The following is a 19403-nucleotide window of genomic DNA, read 5'->3' as shown; positions in this document are numbered from 1 at the left end:
CTGGTACAGCGCACGACAAGGGCAAAATGTTAACGGAACGTTCGTGCCAATAGAAAGGTCTGTAGGGCTTTTCTATGTTTGGTGTGGGACAAATAATGTTTCGAACGCGACGCTCTAGCCGTCGCTATTGAATATGCCGATGGTAATGCCGTGGATCGAAGCGCAACACGATCAGCAGCATCACGACCACGACGGCGGTGAGTGACCACCAGGCCCATTCGAAACTGCCCACTTGATCGCGGATCATCCCGGCGATCAGCGGCGACAGACCCGCGATCAAGTAGCCGATGCCCTGCACGAAGGCCGTCAGGCCACCGGCGCGGCGCGGGTTGTCCAGGTGATCAAGGGACAGGATCAGACTCATTGGAAACAAACCGCCAATTCCCAGGCCCAACAGACACGGCCACAGCAGGTTAAGGTGCTGCGGGGAAAGGATCAGGCCACAGAACCCGGCGATGATCAGCACCAGTAACACCGCCACCACGCTACGCTTGTCCCGGCGCCGGTTGGCGATGGCCGGGGTGATCAGGCCGGAAACCACCTCCATGGCAGTCAGAAAACCCAGCAGCAAACCAGCGTTCTGTTCGCTCCAGCCTTGCTCAACGTAGTACGGCGCCAGCCAGGCCAGCACACAGGTGTAGGACGCGGTGCCAAGGCCGAAAAAGATCGCCAGCAACCAGGCCCGGCGATTGCCGAAAAACGATTCCTGAGGGCCCGCAGAGGTTTGCGGCAGTGGCGGCAGTGGCGGCAATGCCGAGCGTTGTGCGTACCAGAACACCAGCGCCAGCACAGCAAGCACGGCCCAGATTGCCAGGCCGATGCGCCAGCTGCCGGTCTGCACCTGGACAAGCGGCGAGAACGACGCGGCGAGGGCGGCACCGCCCATGATCGCGGTGACGTAAAGGCCCATAAACAGCGAAACGTTATCGCTGAAACGGGATTTGATCAGCGCCGGCATCAGCGCCTGAATCATCGCAATGCCCACCCCGGCGGCAATGGCGCTGACGATCAGCTCGGCGGCGGAATCGAGAAACAGCCGCGACGCAGTCGCCAGGCCAATCACCAGTAGTGACGCGACGATACTGCGGTGCTCACCAAAGCGCTTGGCCAGGCCCATGCCGAAAAACATCGCCAAACCCATGGCCATCACCGGCAACATGGTCAGCAACGCCGCACTGCTGAAACTCAACGGCACATCGCCGCGAATCGATGACAGCAAGGGGCCGACCGCCGCCATCGACGGGCGCAAGTTAAGGGCAACCAGTACCACGCTGATCATCAGCCAGAGGGCAGTGGCGGGTTTTGCGTGAACGTTTTCCATGGGCGGGCCTTGAAATGACAAGGGCATTATTAGGCCGCGCACGGGGGAGGGGCGCAAATGAGAAAGTCGCTGGGGCTATTGAAAAAATGCGCCGACGCTCATACCAATACTGCCTTGGTCCAAATGCCTTGATCGATTTCAATCAACGTCGGCCCCTGGCGATCCATGGCGGCGCGCAATGCCTGGCGCAGCTCTTCAACACCCTTGATCGCCTGCGCCGCAGACCCCAGCGCCTTGGCCACACCGATAAAGTCCGGAGTGTAGATGTCCACTCCTACGGGTTCGATAGCGCGGTTGACCATGTATTTCTTGATCTCTTCATAGCCCTGGTTATTCCACAGCAGGACGATGATCGGCGTGCGTGCTTCCACCGCGCTGGCCAGTTCTGCCAAGGTGAATTGCAGGCCGCCGTCGCCGATCAGGCACACCACTGGCGCAGTAGCGCCGCGCCCCAGCCAAGCACCGATGGCCGCTGGCAAGGCATAGCCGAGGGTGCCGTAGCCAGTGGATGAGTTGAACCAGCGGCGTGGCTGGTCGAGGTTAAGGGTCAGGTTGCCGGTGTACACCGGTTGGGTGGAGTCGCCCACGATCACGGCGTCGGGCAACTCTTCCAGCACTGTATTGAGGAACAGGGTTTGCGCGCGAGTGGCAGCATCCCAAGTGGGCGCCAACTCAGCCCAAAGGCGGGCGACGCGGTTTGTGCCCCAGTCAGTGTTGCGAGGGGCCATTGATTGAGCACTCAACTCGGCCAGCAACGCTTCGGTGGCGATCTGTGCGTCGGCCACCAGCGCCACTTGTGGCGGGTAGTTGCGCACGGTCTGGTCGGGGTCGATGTCGATGCGCAGCAAGGCGCCGGGAATCTCGAAGCCACCCGCGAAGGTGACGTCGTAGTCGGTTTCCGCCAGTTCCGTGCCGATGGCCAGCACCACATCGGCCTCGGCCACCAGGGCGCGGGTGGCGACCAGTGTTTGAGTCGAGCCGATCAGCAACGGATGATTGGCCGCCAACATGCCTTTGGCGTTGATGGTCAGGGCCACCGGCGCGCCGAGGCTTTCGGCCAGGCGGGTCAACGCGGGGGCAGCATCAATGGCGCCGCCGCCCGCGAGGATCAACGGGTGTTTGGCGGCGGCCAGTAGCTGGCTCATCTGCTTGATTGCCGAGGGCGCGGCACCGGCGCGGGCTACGCTGACGGGTGCGCTGTCCAGCAGGGCGTCGGCGTTTTCCACCAGAACGTCCAAGGGGATTTCGATATGCACCGGACGCGGTCGCCCGGCCTGAAACAGCGCAAAAGCCCGCGCCAGTACGCCGGGTAATTCTGCTGCCGACATCAAGGTATGGGAGAACGCCGAGACGCCCGCGATCATCGCGCCCTGGTTCGGCAGTTCATGCAACTTGCCGCGCCCGCCGCCTAACTGGTTGCGGGACTGCACGCTGGAAATCACCAGCATCGGGATCGAATCGGCGTAGGCCTGGCCCATGGCGGTGCTGATATTGGTCATGCCAGGGCCGGTGATGATGAAACATACGCCGGGCTTGCCGCTGGTGCGTGCGTAACCGTCGGCCATAAAACCGGCGCCCTGTTCGTGGCGTGGGGTGACGTGGCGGATGCCGGAGCGGGCCAGGCCACGGTACAACTCCACGGTATGTACGCCGGGGATGCCGAACACCTGTTCCACGCCGTAGCCTTCCAGAAGGTTGACCAATACTTCGCCGCACGTCGCCATATCGTCGCTCTTGTTATTGATTGAAGGCGGTATTGGAACGGCTGGGCTGTAGCGACCACAATTGATTAAAAGTCATACTAGCCATGTCCTCACGTCATGGCTGTCATCTGATGAAACGCCTTCCGCCGTTGCCCGCATTGCACACGTTCTGGGTCACCGCCGAGTGCTGCAACTTCACCCGCGCGGCCGAGCAGTTGCACATCACCCAAGGCGCGGTGAGCCGGCAGATTGCCGGGTTGGAAAGCCATTTGGGTTACGCGCTGTTCCAGCGTCAGGCCCGAGGCTTGAGCCTGACCGAGGAGGGCCGTGAATGGGCGCTGCGGGTGCAACAGGTATTCGGCCTGATCTCGCAGGCGGTAGAGCAGATCGGCTCCCGTCGCGAGACCTTGCAGTTGAAAGCCTCCACCTGCGTGATGCGCTGGTTGTTGCCGCGCTTGATGCAGTGGCAACAGGAGCGGCCGGACGTGCCGGTGGAACTGACCACTACCGTGGCCTACACCGTGGATTTTCGCCGCGAGCAGTTTGATGCGGCGGTGGTCTACGCCCCGATTGCCGAGCAGTCGGCCCAGGCCAGGCATTTGTTTGATGAGCAACTGACGCCGGTGTGCGCGCCGGCCTTGCTCGGCGGCTTGTGTACCCCGGCGGACTTGCAGCAGCAGGTGCTGTTGCACCCCACGCGCGATGGTCGGGATTGGGCGTTGTGGCTGAAGGCGGCCGGTACGCGCTTGAGTAACCTCAGCCAAGGGCATCATTTTGAGACACTGGATCTGGCCATGACCGTGGCTTCCCAAGGTTCTGGCGTGGCCATTGGCGACAGCGCACTGATCGGCGAAGACCTCAAGGCCGGGCGGCTGGTGACACCGTTTGAATTGAAGGTGCCGACGGGGATGGGCTATTACCTGGTGTATCCACCGGGGACCGAGCCTTCGGTGGGGCTTGAGGCGTTGATGAACTGGTTGGTAGGGCAGGCGTAGATAGAAAACCGTCCAACTTTGTGGGGTCAGTTCATTTCTTGAGGTTGCCGTTGCTGATATTTGGGGGCAGGTTTGAGTACATATCCGTTGTTGCGGTAACGGCTGCTTAGGGTTACGCCCTTACGGCGTGTCACCACGGGCTGACCATCTCATTAGCGCTCTTGCTGGGGTATGACTCACCCACTGCGCAACACCTGCGTTCGGCCTCTGGTTTTATGGGCAGGCAGAGCAAAAGCCAGTGCCAATCCGCTTTCCTGTAGGAGCGAGGGGGACGCCTAGTTCTTGCTCGCGAAGAACCTGAGGGCGCCGCGGTGTTTCAGGATGCCAGCGTCATCGTTAACGACCATCGCGAGCAAGCTCGCTCCTACAGTGGGCATGGGATAGGTTTTTGCTTTTCACCACTCAGGTCGGCTACCAGGCCGCCGTGCTTTTGATTTTGATCTTAGGCGCCCCGTTAACCACGATGGCCTAAGCGAGGCATCAAGTGGTGGGCTGACCATACATTGGTTACTTTGCAGCTTTTTGTACCCAACCCAACCTATGCCCGCAACCCACTCCCACATAGCCCGCGCCAGCCTTAATATCCGACGGTAAACCGCTGGCGGGAATGCTTGGGTGTTTCCACTTCATCCACCAACGCAATGGCATAGTCAGCAAAGCTGATCCAGCTCCTGCCTTCACTGCTCACCAGTAAATCATCCTTGCCCAGGCGAAATACCCCGGTGCGATCGGTCTCAACGAACTCCGCCGACGGCGAAAGAAAAGTCCAGTCCAGTTCTTTCTCCTGACGTAGAGTGTCAAGAAACACACTGCCAGCGCTGGCCTCAGCCTTGTACTCTTCAGGGAAGCCCGCGCTGTCGATCACTCGCTGACCACCAGGCAGCAACAACGAACCCGCACCGCCCACTACCAACAGTCGCTTCACCCCGGCCTTTTTCACTGGGCCGATCACGGCGGTGGCAGGCAGCGTAGCGAAGTGCGCCGCGCTGATCACTACGTCGCTACCGCTAATGGCCTTTTGCAGAGCTTCGGCGTCTAGGGCATCCACTTGTTTGATGGTCACTCCAGGACGTGTTTCGATCTTGTCGGTGTTACGGGCGATGGCCGTGACGCTGTGGCCACGACGCAGGGCTTCTTCCAACAGCTGGCTACCCGCGCGGCCGGTGGCACCAATGATTGCAATCTTGCTCATGACGTTCTCCAGTGCGGTAAGGGTTGGATCAATTCACCACTTCATTTCGCCTTTGGCGACTTTGGCGCTCAGCTCCAGGGAGCTTTCGTCGGCCAGGTTCGGGTAGCGCTTTTTCATTGCCTTGATCAGTGCGGCAGAATCCTTGGCCTTGGCGGTTTCCTGGTCGAAGGCCTTGATGTAGTCAGCCGTGAACACCACCGATTTCAGCGAAGGCGTGCCCAGGTAATGACCCGGCACCACGGTGTTCGGTTTCAGGCTTTCAATGCGTTGCAGGGTCGCCAGCCAGTCGGCGTGGGATTGTGCGCTTTGGGTATCGGCCATCCACAGGTGGATGTTTTCCGAGACCACCACGCCACCGACCACGGCCTTGATCGATGGAATCCACACGAAGCTGCGGTCCGGCTGCGGGCCGTCCAGGCCGATCACTTCCAGGGTCTGCCCTTCGAGGGTCAGGCTATGGCCTTCAAGCACGTGCGGGATGATGGTTTTGGCGGGTTTGTCGGCACCCATTTTCGGGCCCCAGAACGCAATTTTTCCTGCCGCCGTGGCCTTGATATGGTCCACCACCGGCTGCGGTGCCAGGACCTTGGCCTTGGGGAACGCAGCGGTCAGGGTATCGAGGCCGAAGTAGTAGTCCGGGTCACCATGGCTGATATAGATGGTGGTCAGTTGCTTGCCGCTGGCACGGATTTTCTGCACCAGTTGCTCGGCCTGGCCCTTGCCGAATTGCGCGTCCACCAGGATGGCGTCTTTCTCACCGCTGACCAGCACCGAGCTGACCGGGAAGATTGCTGCCTCGCCTGGGTTATAGACGTCCAGGGTCAGGTCGGCGGCGGCTGCATGGGCGGCAAAGCCCAGGACGGCGCAAGCCAGTGCAAAGCGGTTGAGGGTCGAGAATCCAAACATGTGCAACTCCAGCAATCGGTAGGCGATGGGCAAAGCTTAGTTGCACTGAACGCTACAAAAAATGCGATGCTGGGACATAGTTTGTTTCTAAAATCGGGCAAATCATGGATCGTCTTCAAGCAATGCGTGTGTTTGTCGCGGTGGTCGACCTGGGCAGCCAATCGGCTGCTGCCGATCATCTGGATCTGTCGCGCCCGGTGGTGTCGCGTTACTTGGCGGAGCTGGAGGACTGGGTCGGCGCGCGCCTGATGCACCGCACCACCCGAAAACTCAGCCTGACCGCCGCCGGCAGCGAAACCTTGCCTCGCTGCCGACAGATGCTGGAGCTGTGCAGCGACATGCAGGCCGCCGTCAGCGAGCCAGATGACGCGCCCCGTGGCCAGTTACGCCTGAGTGTCAGCACTTCGTTCGGCCAGGCGCAATTGGCGGACGCCATGGCTGAATACGTCAAGCGCTACCCGCTGGTCAGTGTCGACCTGCAGATGCTCGACCGCACGGTGAACCTGGTGGATGAACGCATCGACCTGGCGATCCGCACCAGCAACGACCTGGACCCCAGCTTGATCGCCCGCAAGCTGACGGTGTGTCGTTCGGTGATCTGCGCATCGCCCGCTTATCTGCTGGAACATGCCCAGCCACAGCGGGTGGAAGACCTGGCGCGGCACAACTGCCTGACCCATTCCTACTTCGGCAAAAGTCTCTGGCACTTCGAGGAAGACGGCGAGCCCGTCTCGGTGCAGGTGCAAGGCAATATCACCGCCAATGAGGCCAGCACTTTGCTAAAGGTGACACTCGCCGGAGCGGGAGTGGCGATGTTGCCCAGCTACCAGGCCGGCGATTACATCCGCAGTGGCGAACTGATCCGCCTGTTGCCTGGCGCCGAGCCGCGTCAGATGAACATGTACGCGGTGTATGCCTCACGCAAACACATGCCGTCGGCGCTGCGCAGCCTGCTGGATTTTCTGGTGCTCAGGTTTTCCCAAGAGCCGGCGTGGGATGTTGGTCTTTAAACGTCATAAAGGTGCTGAATACCGCTCGATACTGGCAACTCGCTTTGGCTGGCCTATGCTTAGTACAGCACCTTCTTGATCTGTTTAGAGGTCAATGCCATGACGATCAAAACAAGAAAGTACCTGATGATTTTCACCCTGTGCGCCGGCGCTACACTGCTCTACGGCACTGCCGCGTATCGCGCTGAACAGACCCGCATGCAGCCGAGCATGGCTGCCAGTTGCAACCATGATCAATGCATTCCGTATACAGCGACGTTGAGTGCCCTCAGGTAGTTGCCTGGGAGTCGACCTTCAACTGCTCCCGAAACGCCTTGGGCGAAAACCCGACACGTCGGCGAAACAGCCGTGAGAAGTTGGTCGGGTCGGAAAAGCCCAACACTTCCGACATTTCATTGATGGTCATGCTGGTGTAGGTCAGCAGGCGCTTGGCCTCCAGCAATTGGCGGTCATGCATGATCTGCAGCGCCGGTTGGCCCCCCAGTTCCCGGCAAGTGCCGTTAAGGTGCGACACCGAGATCCCCAGCTTGTGCGCCAGGTCCTCGATCTTCGGGTGTTCGCGGTAGTGCTGCTCCACCAGTTGGGTGAAGCGGCGAAAGTACTCGCGACCCCGCGGCGCCCGAGGATGGCGGTGCCGGATGGCCTGTCGACTGACCCACACCAGCAGCACACTGACCAGGGCGTGCATCATCATGTCCCGCGCCGGGAAGTCGTCGTTGTATTCGTCCTGCAGGCGGGCGAAGAGGCTGTTGAGGTAGTTATTGTCCCTGCCCGCCGGATAATTGCCCAAGGCGCTCAAACCGTCCACCGTCGAGCCCAGTTGCCCCTGCAAGTGCGCCACCAGCGGTGCCGCCAGCGTCACCACATAACCTTCGATGTCCTCGGAAAAACGGAAACCATGCACGCACAGCGGTGGCAGCACCTGCAGCGTCGACTCGGTCAGCGTACTGCGCTGGCCTTCGATCTCCAGTTGCGCCTGGCCCTTGTGCACATACAGCAACTGACACAGGTCCGCGTGCCGGTGGGGCTGGATCTCCCACTGGTACTCACGGCTGCGCCGGGAGATGGTTTCACAGTGCAACAAATCCGGCGTCGGCCACTGCTGGCTTTCTCCGTAGAGCTTGAACACCGGAATCACGGGGCTGGCAGTTTTGGTCATATTTTAAATCCGGTACTCAGGATGGTGGTGCGGTAATCGCCCCGATTGGCAAAAAGCGCAGGGTTTGGCGCAGTTTTCACCTTCTCATGCCGACCACTCAAGTGAAAAATGCCAGCAGCAGAACCAAAGACAACTCTTTCACCGAATACGTTCGTGTGAAGTTTGCGGACCATAAAAATAATGAAAACGCTGAAAACCCAAGTCGCCATTATCGGCGCAGGCCCTTCCGGGCTGTTGCTCGGCCAGTTGCTACACAACGCAGGCATTGAGACCCTTATTCTAGAGCGCCAGACGCCCGACTATGTGCAAGGTCGTATCCGTGCCGGTGTGCTGGAGCAAGGCATGGTCGATCTATTGCGCCAGGCTGGCGTCAGCCAACGCATGGACGCTGAAGGCCTGGTCCATGACGGTTTCGAGTTGGCGCTGAACGGCCAGTTGAAACATATCGACCTCAAGGCCCTGACCGGCGGCAAGACGGTGATGATCTACGGCCAGACCGAAGTCACCCGCGACCTGATGGCCGCACGTAAAGCCGCAGGCGCCATCACGCTGTATGAAGCCAGTAATGTGCAGCCGCACGCTATGAAAAGCGAACAGCCCTGGCTGACCTTTGACTATGAGGGCGAAACGTTTCGCCTGGACTGCGACTACATTGCTGGCTGCGACGGATTCCACGGTGTGGCGCGCCAGTCGATCCCGGCCGACGCCCTGAAGATTTTCGAGCGGGCCTACCCGTTTGGCTGGCTGGGCATTCTCGCCGATACCCCGCCGATTCATGATGAACTGGTGTACGCCAAACACGAGCGTGGCTTCGCCCTGTGCAGCATGCGTTCGGCCACCCGCAGCCGCTATTACCTGCAAGTACCCGCAGAGGAGCCGATTGAAGACTGGTCCGATCAGCGCTTTTGGGATGAGTTGAAAACCCGTCTGCCCCAGGACCTGGCCGCGCAGTTGGTGACCGGGCCGTCCATCGAAAAGAGCATCGCGCCGCTGCGCAGTTTCGTGGTCGAACCGATGCAGTACGGCCGCCTGTTCCTGTTGGGGGACGCCGCTCACATTGTGCCGCCCACCGGCGCCAAGGGCTTGAACCTGGCGGCCAGCGATGTCAGCACCTTGTTCAATATTCTGCTCAAGGTTTACCGCGAGGGCAGGGTGGACCTGTTGGAGAAATACTCGGCCATCTGCTTGCGGCGGATCTGGAAGGCCGAACGGTTTTCCTGGTGGATGACCTCGATGCTGCACCACTTCCCGGAGGCGGACGGATTCAGCCAGCGCATCGCCCAAAGTGAACTGGAGTACTTTGTTGACTCCGAAGCCGGGCGAAAAACCATCGCAGAAAATTACGTCGGACTTCCTTGTGAGGCTATCGAATAGCGACCTATCGAGTACACTGACGAGCATTCCCGCGGGCCCTTTTCCTCGTGGGCCTTGCCTGCAGGCTCTGTCGTGACCAACCTCAATCAGTGCGCTCAACCCGCTCAACCCAAGCCAGTCATTGCCATCCGCAGTGTCCTGGTCGCCCTGATGCTGGCGATTTTTCTTGGGGCTCTGGACCAGACCATCGTCGCCGTGTCGATGCCGGCCATTTCCGCCCAGTTCAACGACGTTAACCTGCTGGCCTGGGTGATCTCCGGCTATATGGTGGCGATGACGGTGGCGGTACCCATCTACGGCAAGCTCGGCGACCTGTATGGGCGGCGGCCAATGATGCTGATTGGCATGGGCCTGTTCACCATCGCCTCGCTGTTCTGTGGCATGGCGCAAAGCATGGAGCAACTGGTGCTGGCGCGCATCCTTCAGGGCATCGGCGCGGGCGGGATGATTTCGGTGAGCCAGGCGATCATTGGCGACATTATCCCGCCACGTGAGCGCGGCCGTTATCAGGGGTATTTCAGCAGCATGTACGCGGTGGCCAGCGTGGCCGGGCCGGTACTGGGCGGTTATATGACCGAGTACCTGTCCTGGCGCTGGGTGTTCCTGATCAACCTGCCCCTGGGCGCTGGCGCCTGGTGGGTGGCCCATCGCACCCTGGTGGGGCTGCCGGTACCGCAGCGCAAGCCGATCATCGATTACTTCGGCACTGTGCTGATGATCGTTGGCCTCACGGCGTTGCTGCTGGGTATCACCGAAATCGGCCAGGGCCATCACTGGCGCGATGATGAAGTCCTGGGCCTGCTGGTTTTCGCGCTGGTGGCATTGACGGTGTTTGTCTGGCACGAACGCCGGGCGCGGGAGCCGCTGCTGCCGATGCACCTGTTCGCCAACCGCAGCGCGGTGTTGTGCTGGTGCACGATTTTCTTCACCAGCTTCCAGGCAATCTCGCTGATCGTGCTGATGCCCCTGCGCTATCAGACGGTCACCGGCGCCGGTGCCGACAGCGCCGCGTTGCACCTGCTGCCGCTGGCCATAGGGCTGCCGATGGGCGCCTATTTTGCCGGGCGGATGACCTCGGTGACCGGCCGCTATAAACCGATGATCCTTGGCGGTGCGCTGCTGACGCCCATTGCGATCCTCGGCATGGCCTTCAGCGCGCCCCAGGCGCTGGTGTTGAGCAGCCTGTTCATGTTGCTCAGTGGGATCGCCTCCGGCATGCAGTTCCCGACGTCCCTGGTGGGCACGCAAAACTCGGTGGAGCAACAGGACATCGGCGTCGCCACCAGCACCACTAACCTGTTTCGCTCACTGGGCGGCGCAGTGGGGGTGGCGTGCATGTCGGCGTTGCTGCTCGCGCTGTTGCAGGACTCCAGTTTCGTCCACTTGGCCAGCGGTGCGCTGATGGCTGAAGGCAGCTCCGGGAATGTTTTGCTCGACGGCCTCAACGCTGCACCCGGCCCGGCGCAGGATGCCCTGCGCGGGGAGTTGTTGAAGACATTCCGGCATTTGCTGATGGTCAGCGCAGCGGTGTCGCTGCTGGGGTTGGCGGCGGCGATTGCCATGCCCAATCGCTTGTTGCGCGGGCGGGAAGACAAGGCCAGCTAGGCCCTCAAGGACTGTAGTAACCCACCGCCACCAGGAAATTCCCGGTCTTGCGCAGGTAGGCGTGCTTGTTCTCAACCTTGCCAGTCACCGGGTTTTTCCAGCGGTACTGGTATTCACCCTGGTCTTGTTCGGCCATCAACTTGAGGATCGGCTCGCCCACCGGCTTGCCGTCCGGGTCCTTGATCTTGGCAAAGTCGGTGTTGATCAAGCGCAGGTTGGTGCCGTGGGCCACGTAGCGGCCGGTGTTGAGGTCAACCACAAACACATACAGGTCATCCTGCAGAAATCCGCCCTGCAGTGCGTTGATGGCTTTTAGTGTGCCCTTTTCATCCTTGCCCAGATCCTTCACCGCCTTGTCCCGCAGTGCCTTGGCTTGCTCGGGCGACGCCCGTGGCAGGTAATAACCTACTGCCAGGATGCGTTGGCCGATGCGCTGGTAGAACACATGTTTGCGTTCGACCTTGCCGTCGTTCCAGTTCTGCCAACGATAATCGGCTTGCTGGATGCCATTGCCTTCGGGCACCTTCAGCGCGTTCTTGAAGGACTCACGCAGGTCTGGCCCCAGCACTTCGGAGACATCGCGGCCGATTAGTGCAGACGACGGGCCGCCACTGGCCAGCAGCACGCCCTTGGTGTCGACCACGAACACGTAACGGTCCTTATCGATAAACTCGCCCTGCCGACTGAAGGCTGCGAACGCTTTATCTCCATTGTCGTGGTAGTACGCCAGGGCTTTCTCCAGCAGGGCCTTGGCCGCTTGGGCGTCCTGCTCCTGGGTGGTCGCGGCGTGGGCCTGGCTGAAACACAACAACAGCAGCCAAGTAATGCTCAATACTCCTTTCATTGCCCATCCCTCGTTCTTGTTGGTGCTGCAAGCTTAGACGGCTGCAGCCAATGCAGGAACATTCACAGGGCATACACACACAACCATGCAAGAGCCGGCAAGCCGACTCCTGCGCAGAACAAGTAATGGGATCAGAACGGTTTGGTCGGCAAGTACTTGCCATCCAGCGTAATCACCGCACGGGAGCCACCGTCCGGATCGTCGACCTTCTTGATGTCCAGCTTGAAGTTGATGGCGCTGATGATGCCGTCGCCAAACTGCTCGTGAACCAGGGCCTTGAGGGTCGAGCCATAGACCTGAAGCATTTCATAAAAGCGGTATACCGTCGGGTCGCTGGGAATGCCACCGGGGATGCTGCCGCGCAAGGGTACGCTTTGCAGCAGGCGGCTGGCGTCCTGGTCCAGGCCGAGTTTTTCGCAAACTACGTCAGCGGCGTCTTTGGGCAGCGGGTGCTGGCCGAGCAGGGCGGCAGTGACGAAGGCCAGGCTCAGGCCGGTGCCTTCGGTAAGGTCCTGCCAGGACAGGTTTTTGCGGGCCTTGATATCGATGACGGTGTCGGCCAGGGCCAGGCGTGGAACTTGAGCAAATTGGGATTGCAGCATGATGATTTCCTCGTGGGTGAAAACAGGGTTCAGGCAGCGTGCTGCGCAGTGGTTGAGACTGCGCGGGTCTGCGGGTGGTCGATCAGGGAAATAAAGCGGTTGGTAGCGCCATCCAGGGCGTCGATGCTGCCGCTTTCGATGTCATAGACCCAGCCGTGCAGGTTCAGTCGGCCCTGCTCCAGCGCCAGTGCCACCGAAGGGTGAGTCTTGAGATTGGCCAGTTGTGCGACCACGTTTTCCCGTACCAGCGAATCCAGCCGCGCCGCGTCCGTGGCATGGCTACGGGAGGCATTGATGACCTTGGCCGACTCGGCGTGACGCAACCAATTGGCCACGGCGGGCAGGTGGTCCAGGCATTTGCAGGTAGAAATGGCGGTCATCGCGCCGCAGTCGGAATGACCGCAGATGACGATGTCGCTCACGCCCAGCACGGCCACAGCATATTCGACGGTAGCTGACACTCCGCCCGGTTCCGGCCCGTAGGACGGGACGATGTTGCCGGCGTTGCGGATGACAAACAGATCGCCGGGTTCCTGCTGGGTCAGCAGTTCCGGTACTACGCGACTGTCGGAACAGGACACAAACAGCGTGCCGGGGTTTTGCGTGGTTGCCAGTTGCTTGAACAGGTCGCTGCGCTGGGTGAAGGCTTCACCCTGGAACTTGCGAAAGCCGTCGATGAGTTGCTGCATGGTGGTTCTCCTTGCGTCGCTGATGGGGCAAGGATGGAAGTTTTCGGCTATAGCGTCCAAGACTGGCTTATTATGCTTTCCATAAGTAATGCCTATAGTTGAGTGCCCATGCTATTACGCCATATCCGCTACCTGCTGGCGGTCGCCGACCACCGCAACTTCACCCGCGCCGCAGAAGCCTTGCATGTGTCGCAGCCGACCTTGTCCCAGCAGATCAAACAACTGGAAGACACCTTGGGCGCGCCGTTGCTGGATCGCTCCGGTCGCAGCGTGCGGCTGACCGATGCCGGGGAGGCTTACGTGCGCTTTGCCAGGCTGGCGTTGCAGGACTTGCAGGCGGGTACGCGGGCGATGCATGACGTGCAGGACTTGAGCCGAGGCAGCTTGCGCCTGGCAATGACCCCGACCTTTACCGCTTACCTGACGGGCCCACTGCTGGCGCGGTTTAACAGCCTGTATCCAGCGATTACCTTGACGATCGAGGAGATGACTCAGGACCGTATCGAGGCGGCATTGGCGCAGGATTTGTTGGACATCGGCATCGGGTTTACCGGCGAGCATTTACCGGATATCGAGTGCCAGGGGCTATTTGTCGAAGAGTTGAGCCTCGTGGCCAGTGCCGCCCATCCGACCTTGAGCCGAAAACAGTGGCTCAAGCTTGCTGACTTCAAACAGCAGCCGCTGGTGCTACTGAACTCAGACTTCGCCACCCGCCGTTACATTGACGACTATTGCCGAGGGCTGGACGTAAAACCGCAGATCACCATGGAAGCCAACTCCATCAGCGCCATCATCGAAATTGTGCGCAGCACTCAACTGGCGACCATTCTGCCCAGTGCGGTTACCCGTGCTCAGGCGGGCTTGCACGCCGTTCAGATTCGCCCGCCCTTGCCCCAGCGCACGGCCGCCTTGCTCAGCCGCAAGGGCGCCTATCGCAGCGCCGCGTGCTTGGCCTTCGTTGAGTTGATCAAGGCGCCGCCAGCCATTGATTGACGATGCCTTCGTAGACGCCAGTGACGGTGCTCAGGTGCAGCCACTGGTCCACGTAGCTCTTCCAGGCCACATCGTCGCGAGGCAGCAGAAAGGCTTTCTCGCTGTATTGCATGTAGCGTTCGGGGTTGACCGCACACAGTCCCGGCTTGAGCTTTTGCTGAAACCGCGCCTCGCTGGCGTCAGTGATCATGACGTCGGCCTTGTTGGCCAGCAGTTCTTCGAAAATCGTTACGTTGTCCGGGAATAGCGTCAGTTGCGCCTTGCCCAGATGGGCGCGGGCGAAGACTTCGTTGGTGCCGCCCGCCGGCTCGATCACCCGCACCTGCGCCTGGTTGATCTGCTCGACGGTCTGGTAACGCTGCACATCGGCGCAGCGCACCAGCGGGATCTTGCCGTCGACCCCCAGTGGCTGGCTGAAAAAGGCTTTTTTCTGCCGCTCCAGGGACACGGAAATACCGCCGACGGCGATGTCGCAGCGCTGGGCCAGGAAGTCCGGCATCAGGGTTTTCCAGGTGGTCGGCACCCACTTGATCTGCACGTTGAGGCTCTTGGCCAGTGACTGCGCCATAGCGATGTCGATGCCTTCGTAGCTGCCGTCCTGGCGCAAATAGGTGTAGGGCTTGTAGTCACCGGTGGTGCAGACGGTCAGTTGGCCGCGCTGGATAACCTCGTCCAGGCGCGACGACGGTTGGGTGTCGGCCAAGGCAGGTGTCGCCAGGCTCGCCATGATGCACAGTGCTGGAAGGGCTTTCATGCAGTCGAGTCCTTGGGGGCATGATCAGGGGCGGCTATTATTTCCACCTGTCGGGGTGGCTGGCAAGGCGTCCTGAATGTTTAGTAAAACCGCAACTAAACTCCGTCAAGACTGAATTTAACCACCTGACCCGCCGTGTGACGCTGCTGGGTATCTCTTTACTGTGATCCTCATATGGATGGTTCGCCCGACACTCACCCCGAGACTTCGCCTGGCGCAACCGTGTCAAGCAGCTCGGCCCGTCGTCGAATCACCGCCGATGCACTTCCTTCTGAACTGGCCTTCTGGGCGCTATGGCACTGCCGTCATGCGCGCCCACCGGATATTTCTCCCCAGCGTTGATTGCTCCCATGGATGCCGCGAGACAGTGCGCATCTGACCGGCAGCGCCTGTGCGCCTGCCTGACGCTAACCTATGAGAAATCCCATGAGTGTTGCCCCTACCGCCTTTGCCTCCCTGCACGAAGCCCAATCCTTCCTGGAAATGAACCCGGATATAGAGATGTTCGAACTGTTCATCCTCGACAACAACGGTGTGCCGCGTGGCAAGTTGCTGCACCGCGATGAGTTGCTGGCGGTCTATCAAAGCGGTCGCCCGCTGCCCAGCACCATCCTCGGCCTGACCATCAATGGCGATGATGTGGAAAACTCCGGGCTGGTCTGGGAAGTGGGGGATATCGATTGCCGCGCCTACCCGGTCAGCGGCAGTTTGCAGCGCATGCCATGGCGGTTGATTCCAACAGCTGCGGTGCAGGTCAGCATGCACCCCGAGGAAGGCATGCCGGCCACCGTGGCCGATCCGCGGCACTTGCTGGCCAAGGTCATCGATGGGCTCAAGGCTGACGGTTACTACCCGGTGATGGCGGCGGAACTGGAGTTCTATTTGCTCGACCAGAAGCCCGACAGCAACGGTCGCCCGCAACCGGCGCGGGATGTCGACGGCGGCCGCCCGCGTTCGACCCAGGTTTACGGTTTGCGTGAGTTGGAGCAGATCGAACCGTTTCTTGCCGACTTGTACAGCGCCTGCAAACTGCAGGGGATTCCGGCGCGCACGGCGATTTCCGAATATGCGCCGGGCCAGGTGGAAATTACCCTGGAGCACCGCAGCGATGCCTTGCAGGCCATGGACGAGGCTGTGCGCTACAAGCGCCTGGTCAAGGGTGTGGCTCACAAACACGGGATGACGGCTTGCTTCATGGCCAAACCCTTCGATGATCTGGCAGGTACCGGCATGCACATGCACGTCAGCCTGGCGGACGCGCAGGGCAACAATCTGTTCGCCAGCGAAGCGCCCGATGGCACGCCGCTGCTGCGCCAAGCGGTAGGCGGCATGCTCAGCACCTTGCTCGATTCATTACTGATGTTCTGCCCCAACGCCAACTCCTATCGGCGCTTCCAGACCAACAGCTACGCCCCGCTGGCGGCGACGTGGGGCGTCGACAACCGCACCGTAAGCCTGCGGGTGCCCGGCGGCCCGGCGTTTTCCCGGCATATCGAACACCGGATCTGCGGCGCCGACGCCAACCCGTACCTGGCGGCAGCGGCCATCCTGGCTGGCATTCATCGCGGTATCCGCGAGCAGCTCGATCCCGGCGTTCCGGTAGAAGGCAACGGCTATGCCCAGGCCAAGGAGTTACTGCCCACCGACTGGCTGACCACCTTGCGCGCCCTTGAAGGTTCAGCCTGGGCTCGGGAAGCCTTTGGCAGCGAGTTTCTGGGCGTGTACCTGGCCGTCAAGCGTGCCGAATATCGACAGTTTATGGGCGAGGTGGGCGAGCAGGACTGGCGCTGGTACCTGCATCAAGCCTGATTGAGTCAGTGATGGGCGGTGAATCCTTCGACCTTTTTTTCACGCGGCGCTGGTTAAGCTGTGAGTCCAAGGTCGTTTGACACCGATTCATCCACAAGAGCCCGCTGATGTCGTCGCACACCCCGTCGTCCATCGAGACTGAATTCGCCGAGCGTTGCGGCCGCGAGCATGCCCAGGTTTGTGGCGACACGCGCCCGCCGGGTCTGCTGCGGCGTTTGTGGTTGTGGCGTGATGAGCGCCTGGTGCGCCAGGCCTTGAAAGTAGCGGGGGAGCCGGGCCTGGTGCTGGACTTGGCCTGCGGCTCGGGGCGTTTCTGGCCGGTGTTGGCCGAACACGGCAACCGGGTGATCCTCGCGTCGGACAACTCCCAGGCCATGCTCGACCACGCCCAGACCCACCATGGTGCGGTACTTTTGCGGCGGGTGAAGACCTTCCAGGGTTCAGCGTTCAATATCGGTCTGTCGGCCAACGCCGTGGACTGCATTTTTTGCCTGGAGTTGTTTCGCCATGTGCCCGGTGCTGAGGCCAGGCTGGCGCTGTTGCGCGAATTTCACCGGGTCAGTCGCGACACGGTGATCGTCTCGGTCAACAGCGATAGCCGCCACCGTGCAGCGCAGCAGCGCAGTGCCACGCAGGGGCCATCACCAGGGCTATCGCAGGAGGTCGGGCAACCGCCGGCCATCCATCGGGCCGAGGTGGAAGCCGAGTTCAAACAGGCCGGTTTCAATATCCTCAACCACCAGGAGTTCATGCCCGGCTCAGCCCTGTGGCGGGTTTACGTGCTGCGTAAAAGAGGATAACCCTTAGCTGTCGGACTATTCTTCGGCACCTGTCAGAGTTTTCATGGCGGCGGGTACACTGCGGATGCTCGCAAATCCCTTTAGCGATATATACTGCGCGCCATTCTTCAAGGGAGAGCCGTGTGGCCATCGATATTCACTGGATCTGCGACAACGATAGCCTCGGCCAGCATTGCGCCGAATGGCAGCAGTTGCCATTCGTCGCCCTCGACACCGAATTCATGCGGGTCGACACTTTTTATCCCATCGCCGGGCTGATCCAGATTGGTGATGGCGTACGCGCTTATCTGATCGACCCCCTGACCATCGATAACTGGCAACCCTTGGCCGCCTTGCTGGAGAACCCAGCGGTGATCAAGGTGGTGCATGCCTGCAGCGAAGACCTGGAAGTGCTGCTGCGTTTGACCGGCAGCCTGCCGACGCCATTGTTTGACACCCAACTGGCAGCCGCCTACCTGAACCTGGGCTTTTCCATGGGTTACTCGCGTCTGGTGCAAGCCGTGCTCGATATCGACCTGCCCAAGGGTGAGACCCGCTCCGACTGGCTGCAGCGGCCACTGTCCGAGACACAAATCAGCTACGCCGCCGAAGACGCCGTGCACCTGGCGCAGGTCTACATACGCCTGCGCCCGCGGCTGTCTGACGAGAAATACGCCTGGGTTGTGGACGATGGCGCCGAACTGGTCGCCAACCTGCGCCGTGAAGTCGACCCGTTCGAGGTATACCGCGACGCCAAGCTGGCCTGGAAGCTTTCCCGCGCCCAACTAGTCGTGTTGCGTGAACTGTGCGCCTGGCGTGAGCAGCAAGCTCGCGCCCGTGACCTGCCGCGTAACCGCATCATTCGCGAACACTCGTTATGGCCCCTGGCCAAATCCCAGCCGGATAATCTCAGCGCCCTGGGCAAAATCGAAGATATGCACCCGCGTACCGTGCGCCATGACGGCGAGTTTTTGTTGGACCTGATCAAGTGCGCCGGTAGCGTATCCATGGACCAATGGCCACCGGCCGTTGCCGAGCCGTTGCCGGTTGACGCCGCTGTGTTGATCAAGCAGCTGCGTGCCCTCGGCCAGACGTTCGCCGAACGCCTGGACATGGCGCCGGAACTGATGCTGCGCAAGAAAACCCTCGAAGCGCTGGTCAAGAGTGGCTACCCCGAGGGCCCTTACCAATTGCCTGACTCGCTGCGTGGCTGGCGCCGCGAGCTGATGGGCCAGGCGCTGCTGGACAGCCTGGCCACTGCCGGAGAACAGCCTTGAAACGTATTTGCTCCATCTATCGCAGCCTCAAACGCAACGAAATGTACCTCTATGTGCTGAAAAGCGATGCTCTGGAGCGTGTCCCGGAAAGCCTGCTGGCGGCGTTCGGTAAGCCCCATCACGCCTTTGACCTGGTGCTGAGCCCCGAGCGCAAGCTGTCTCGCGAGGACATCGTCGCGGTCCTGGAAAACCTCGACAAGCAGGGCTACCACCTGCAAATGCCACCGGCCGAGGACGAGTACATCGAACACTTGCCCGAAGAACTGCTGCGCCGCAATGACCCGCTGTGATGGGTAAGTGCCCTGTCCGGGGCACGTTCATAAATGGAATCGAATTATCTGGCGGTGGTCCCGAGGAATGCAGTGAACTGCGCCTGTGGCCCCGCCTGCAC

At 60.8% G+C, this 19403-nt stretch carries 19 protein-coding genes and 1 pseudogene; 10 read left to right on the top strand and 10 right to left on the bottom strand.

The window, feature by feature from the left end; all coding sequences use genetic code 11:
• Window positions 1-124: 124 nt before the first annotated feature.
• Both ACZRJ6_RS01560 and ACZRJ6_RS01555 read right to left on the bottom strand, forming a co-directional pair.
• On the bottom strand, window positions 125-1321 hold the full coding sequence (locus ACZRJ6_RS01560) for a cyanate transporter (RefSeq protein WP_463970359.1): 1197 nt from the start codon (window positions 1319-1321) through the stop codon (window positions 125-127).
• A 98-nt stretch (window positions 1322-1419) separates the two neighbouring features.
• Complete coding sequence (locus tag ACZRJ6_RS01555; RefSeq protein ID WP_463970358.1) at window positions 1420-3045, bottom strand: 5-guanidino-2-oxopentanoate decarboxylase; 1626 nt, start codon at window positions 3043-3045, stop codon at window positions 1420-1422.
• Between the two features lie 110 nt (window positions 3046-3155).
• Here ACZRJ6_RS01555 and ACZRJ6_RS01550 point away from each other — a divergent pair, with 110 nt between their 5' ends.
• Complete coding sequence (locus tag ACZRJ6_RS01550) at window positions 3156-4019, top strand: LysR substrate-binding domain-containing protein (RefSeq protein ID WP_463970357.1); 864 nt, start codon at window positions 3156-3158, stop codon at window positions 4017-4019.
• A gap of 281 nt (window positions 4020-4300) precedes the next feature.
• Here the strand turns inward: ACZRJ6_RS01550 and ACZRJ6_RS01545 are convergent.
• The 3 genes and pseudogenes from ACZRJ6_RS01545 to ACZRJ6_RS01535 form a co-directional block, all read right to left on the bottom strand.
• Window positions 4301-4396: pseudogene (locus ACZRJ6_RS01545) on the bottom strand (outer membrane lipoprotein carrier protein LolA); the annotation flags it as partial.
• A 200-nt stretch (window positions 4397-4596) separates the two neighbouring features.
• Window positions 4597-5211, bottom strand: coding sequence for an NAD(P)-dependent oxidoreductase (locus tag ACZRJ6_RS01540; protein WP_463970356.1), 615 nt, complete (start codon window positions 5209-5211; stop codon window positions 4597-4599).
• A gap of 33 nt (window positions 5212-5244) precedes the next feature.
• Window positions 5245-6117 (bottom strand): MBL fold metallo-hydrolase, encoded by an 873-nt coding sequence (locus ACZRJ6_RS01535; protein WP_463970355.1) that lies wholly within the window; start codon window positions 6115-6117, stop codon window positions 5245-5247.
• Between the two features lie 104 nt (window positions 6118-6221).
• Between ACZRJ6_RS01535 and ACZRJ6_RS01530 the strand changes: the two genes are divergently transcribed.
• Both ACZRJ6_RS01530 and ACZRJ6_RS01525 read left to right on the top strand, forming a co-directional pair.
• Window positions 6222-7127 carry a LysR family transcriptional regulator gene (locus ACZRJ6_RS01530; RefSeq protein WP_463970354.1) on the top strand — a complete coding sequence of 302 codons (906 nt, stop codon included), beginning with the start codon at window positions 6222-6224 and terminating at the stop codon, window positions 7125-7127.
• Between the two features lie 99 nt (window positions 7128-7226).
• On the top strand, window positions 7227-7403 hold the full coding sequence (locus tag ACZRJ6_RS01525; RefSeq protein ID WP_178114512.1) for a hypothetical protein: 177 nt from the start codon (window positions 7227-7229) through the stop codon (window positions 7401-7403).
• Here the strand turns inward: ACZRJ6_RS01525 and ACZRJ6_RS01520 are convergent.
• On the bottom strand, window positions 7396-8286 hold the full coding sequence (locus ACZRJ6_RS01520) for a helix-turn-helix domain-containing protein (RefSeq protein WP_463970353.1): 891 nt from the start codon (window positions 8284-8286) through the stop codon (window positions 7396-7398). The two genes, ACZRJ6_RS01525 and ACZRJ6_RS01520, sit on opposite strands and share 8 nt — an antisense overlap.
• A gap of 189 nt (window positions 8287-8475) precedes the next feature.
• Between ACZRJ6_RS01520 and pobA the strand changes: the two genes are divergently transcribed.
• Both pobA and ACZRJ6_RS01510 read left to right on the top strand, forming a co-directional pair.
• Complete coding sequence (gene pobA / locus ACZRJ6_RS01515; RefSeq protein ID WP_463970383.1) at window positions 8476-9660, top strand: 4-hydroxybenzoate 3-monooxygenase; 1185 nt, start codon at window positions 8476-8478, stop codon at window positions 9658-9660.
• Between the two features lie 72 nt (window positions 9661-9732).
• Window positions 9733-11265, top strand: a complete 1533-nt coding sequence (locus tag ACZRJ6_RS01510; RefSeq protein WP_463970352.1) for an MDR family MFS transporter — start codon at window positions 9733-9735, stop codon at window positions 11263-11265.
• A 4-nt stretch (window positions 11266-11269) separates the two neighbouring features.
• Here ACZRJ6_RS01510 and ACZRJ6_RS01505 read toward each other — a convergent pair whose 3' ends face one another.
• From ACZRJ6_RS01505 to ACZRJ6_RS01495, 3 genes are all read right to left on the bottom strand, one after another.
• The gene (locus ACZRJ6_RS01505; protein WP_463970351.1) at window positions 11270-12109 is read right to left on the bottom strand and encodes a cache domain-containing protein; all 840 of its coding nucleotides are present in this window, start codon (window positions 12107-12109) and stop codon (window positions 11270-11272) included.
• Between the two features lie 131 nt (window positions 12110-12240).
• Window positions 12241-12711, bottom strand: a complete 471-nt coding sequence (gene cynS / locus ACZRJ6_RS01500) for a cyanase (RefSeq protein WP_463970350.1) — start codon at window positions 12709-12711, stop codon at window positions 12241-12243.
• Window positions 12712-12740: 29 nt separating this feature from the next.
• A complete protein-coding gene (locus ACZRJ6_RS01495; protein ID WP_463970349.1) occupies window positions 12741-13400 on the bottom strand; it encodes a carbonic anhydrase in 660 nt (219 codons plus the stop codon).
• 108 nt (window positions 13401-13508) lie between these two features.
• Here ACZRJ6_RS01495 and cynR point away from each other — a divergent pair, with 108 nt between their 5' ends.
• Window positions 13509-14393, top strand: a complete 885-nt coding sequence (gene cynR, locus ACZRJ6_RS01490; protein ID WP_463970348.1) for a transcriptional regulator CynR — start codon at window positions 13509-13511, stop codon at window positions 14391-14393.
• Here cynR and ACZRJ6_RS01485 read toward each other — a convergent pair.
• On the bottom strand, window positions 14368-15147 hold the full coding sequence (locus ACZRJ6_RS01485) for a transporter substrate-binding domain-containing protein (protein WP_133101857.1): 780 nt from the start codon (window positions 15145-15147) through the stop codon (window positions 14368-14370). The genes cynR and ACZRJ6_RS01485 overlap by 26 nt on opposite strands.
• 426 nt (window positions 15148-15573) lie before the next feature.
• Between ACZRJ6_RS01485 and ACZRJ6_RS01480 the strand changes: the two genes are divergently transcribed.
• From ACZRJ6_RS01480 to ACZRJ6_RS01465, 4 genes are all read left to right on the top strand, one after another.
• On the top strand, window positions 15574-16956 hold the full coding sequence (locus ACZRJ6_RS01480; RefSeq protein ID WP_463970347.1) for a glutamine synthetase family protein: 1383 nt from the start codon (window positions 15574-15576) through the stop codon (window positions 16954-16956).
• 107 nt (window positions 16957-17063) lie between these two features.
• Complete coding sequence (locus tag ACZRJ6_RS01475; RefSeq protein ID WP_463970346.1) at window positions 17064-17756, top strand: class I SAM-dependent methyltransferase; 693 nt, start codon at window positions 17064-17066, stop codon at window positions 17754-17756.
• A 122-nt stretch (window positions 17757-17878) separates the two neighbouring features.
• Window positions 17879-19012, top strand: a complete 1134-nt coding sequence (rnd, locus tag ACZRJ6_RS01470; protein WP_463970345.1) for a ribonuclease D — start codon at window positions 17879-17881, stop codon at window positions 19010-19012.
• Window positions 19009-19302, top strand: coding sequence for a YcgL domain-containing protein (locus tag ACZRJ6_RS01465; RefSeq protein ID WP_149414122.1), 294 nt, complete (start codon window positions 19009-19011; stop codon window positions 19300-19302). The genes rnd and ACZRJ6_RS01465 overlap by 4 nt, the downstream gene beginning before the upstream one ends.
• Window positions 19303-19403 lie beyond the last annotated feature (101 nt).

The organism is Pseudomonas sp. C321 (genome assembly GCF_055407105.1).
The sequence above is the reverse complement of the archived record's forward strand: the minus strand, read 5'-3'. Positions and strand labels throughout refer to the sequence as shown.

Excerpts from the sequence above, each read along its gene's own strand:
- ACZRJ6_RS01560 (WP_463970359.1), bottom strand. The coding sequence starts at position 1,321 with ATGGAAAACGTTCACGCAAAACCCGCCACTGCCCTCTGGCTGATGATC.
- ACZRJ6_RS01555 (WP_463970358.1), bottom strand. The coding sequence starts at position 3,045 with ATGGCGACGTGCGGCGAAGTATTGGTCAACCTTCTGGAAGGCTACGGC.
- ACZRJ6_RS01550 (WP_463970357.1), top strand. The coding sequence starts at position 3,156 with ATGAAACGCCTTCCGCCGTTGCCCGCATTGCACACGTTCTGGGTCACC.
- ACZRJ6_RS01540 (WP_463970356.1), bottom strand. The coding sequence starts at position 5,211 with ATGAGCAAGATTGCAATCATTGGTGCCACCGGCCGCGCGGGTAGCCAG.
- ACZRJ6_RS01535 (WP_463970355.1), bottom strand. The coding sequence starts at position 6,117 with ATGTTTGGATTCTCGACCCTCAACCGCTTTGCACTGGCTTGCGCCGTC.
- ACZRJ6_RS01530 (WP_463970354.1), top strand. The coding sequence starts at position 6,222 with ATGGATCGTCTTCAAGCAATGCGTGTGTTTGTCGCGGTGGTCGACCTG.
- ACZRJ6_RS01525 (WP_178114512.1), top strand. The coding sequence starts at position 7,227 with ATGACGATCAAAACAAGAAAGTACCTGATGATTTTCACCCTGTGCGCC.
- ACZRJ6_RS01520 (WP_463970353.1), bottom strand. The coding sequence starts at position 8,286 with ATGACCAAAACTGCCAGCCCCGTGATTCCGGTGTTCAAGCTCTACGGA.
- ACZRJ6_RS01505 (WP_463970351.1), bottom strand. The coding sequence starts at position 12,109 with ATGAAAGGAGTATTGAGCATTACTTGGCTGCTGTTGTTGTGTTTCAGC.
- cynS (WP_463970350.1), bottom strand. The coding sequence starts at position 12,711 with ATGCTGCAATCCCAATTTGCTCAAGTTCCACGCCTGGCCCTGGCCGAC.
- ACZRJ6_RS01495 (WP_463970349.1), bottom strand. The coding sequence starts at position 13,400 with ATGCAGCAACTCATCGACGGCTTTCGCAAGTTCCAGGGTGAAGCCTTC.
- cynR (WP_463970348.1), top strand. The coding sequence starts at position 13,509 with ATGCTATTACGCCATATCCGCTACCTGCTGGCGGTCGCCGACCACCGC.
- ACZRJ6_RS01485 (WP_133101857.1), bottom strand. The coding sequence starts at position 15,147 with ATGAAAGCCCTTCCAGCACTGTGCATCATGGCGAGCCTGGCGACACCT.
- ACZRJ6_RS01480 (WP_463970347.1), top strand. The coding sequence starts at position 15,574 with ATGAGTGTTGCCCCTACCGCCTTTGCCTCCCTGCACGAAGCCCAATCC.
- ACZRJ6_RS01475 (WP_463970346.1), top strand. The coding sequence starts at position 17,064 with ATGTCGTCGCACACCCCGTCGTCCATCGAGACTGAATTCGCCGAGCGT.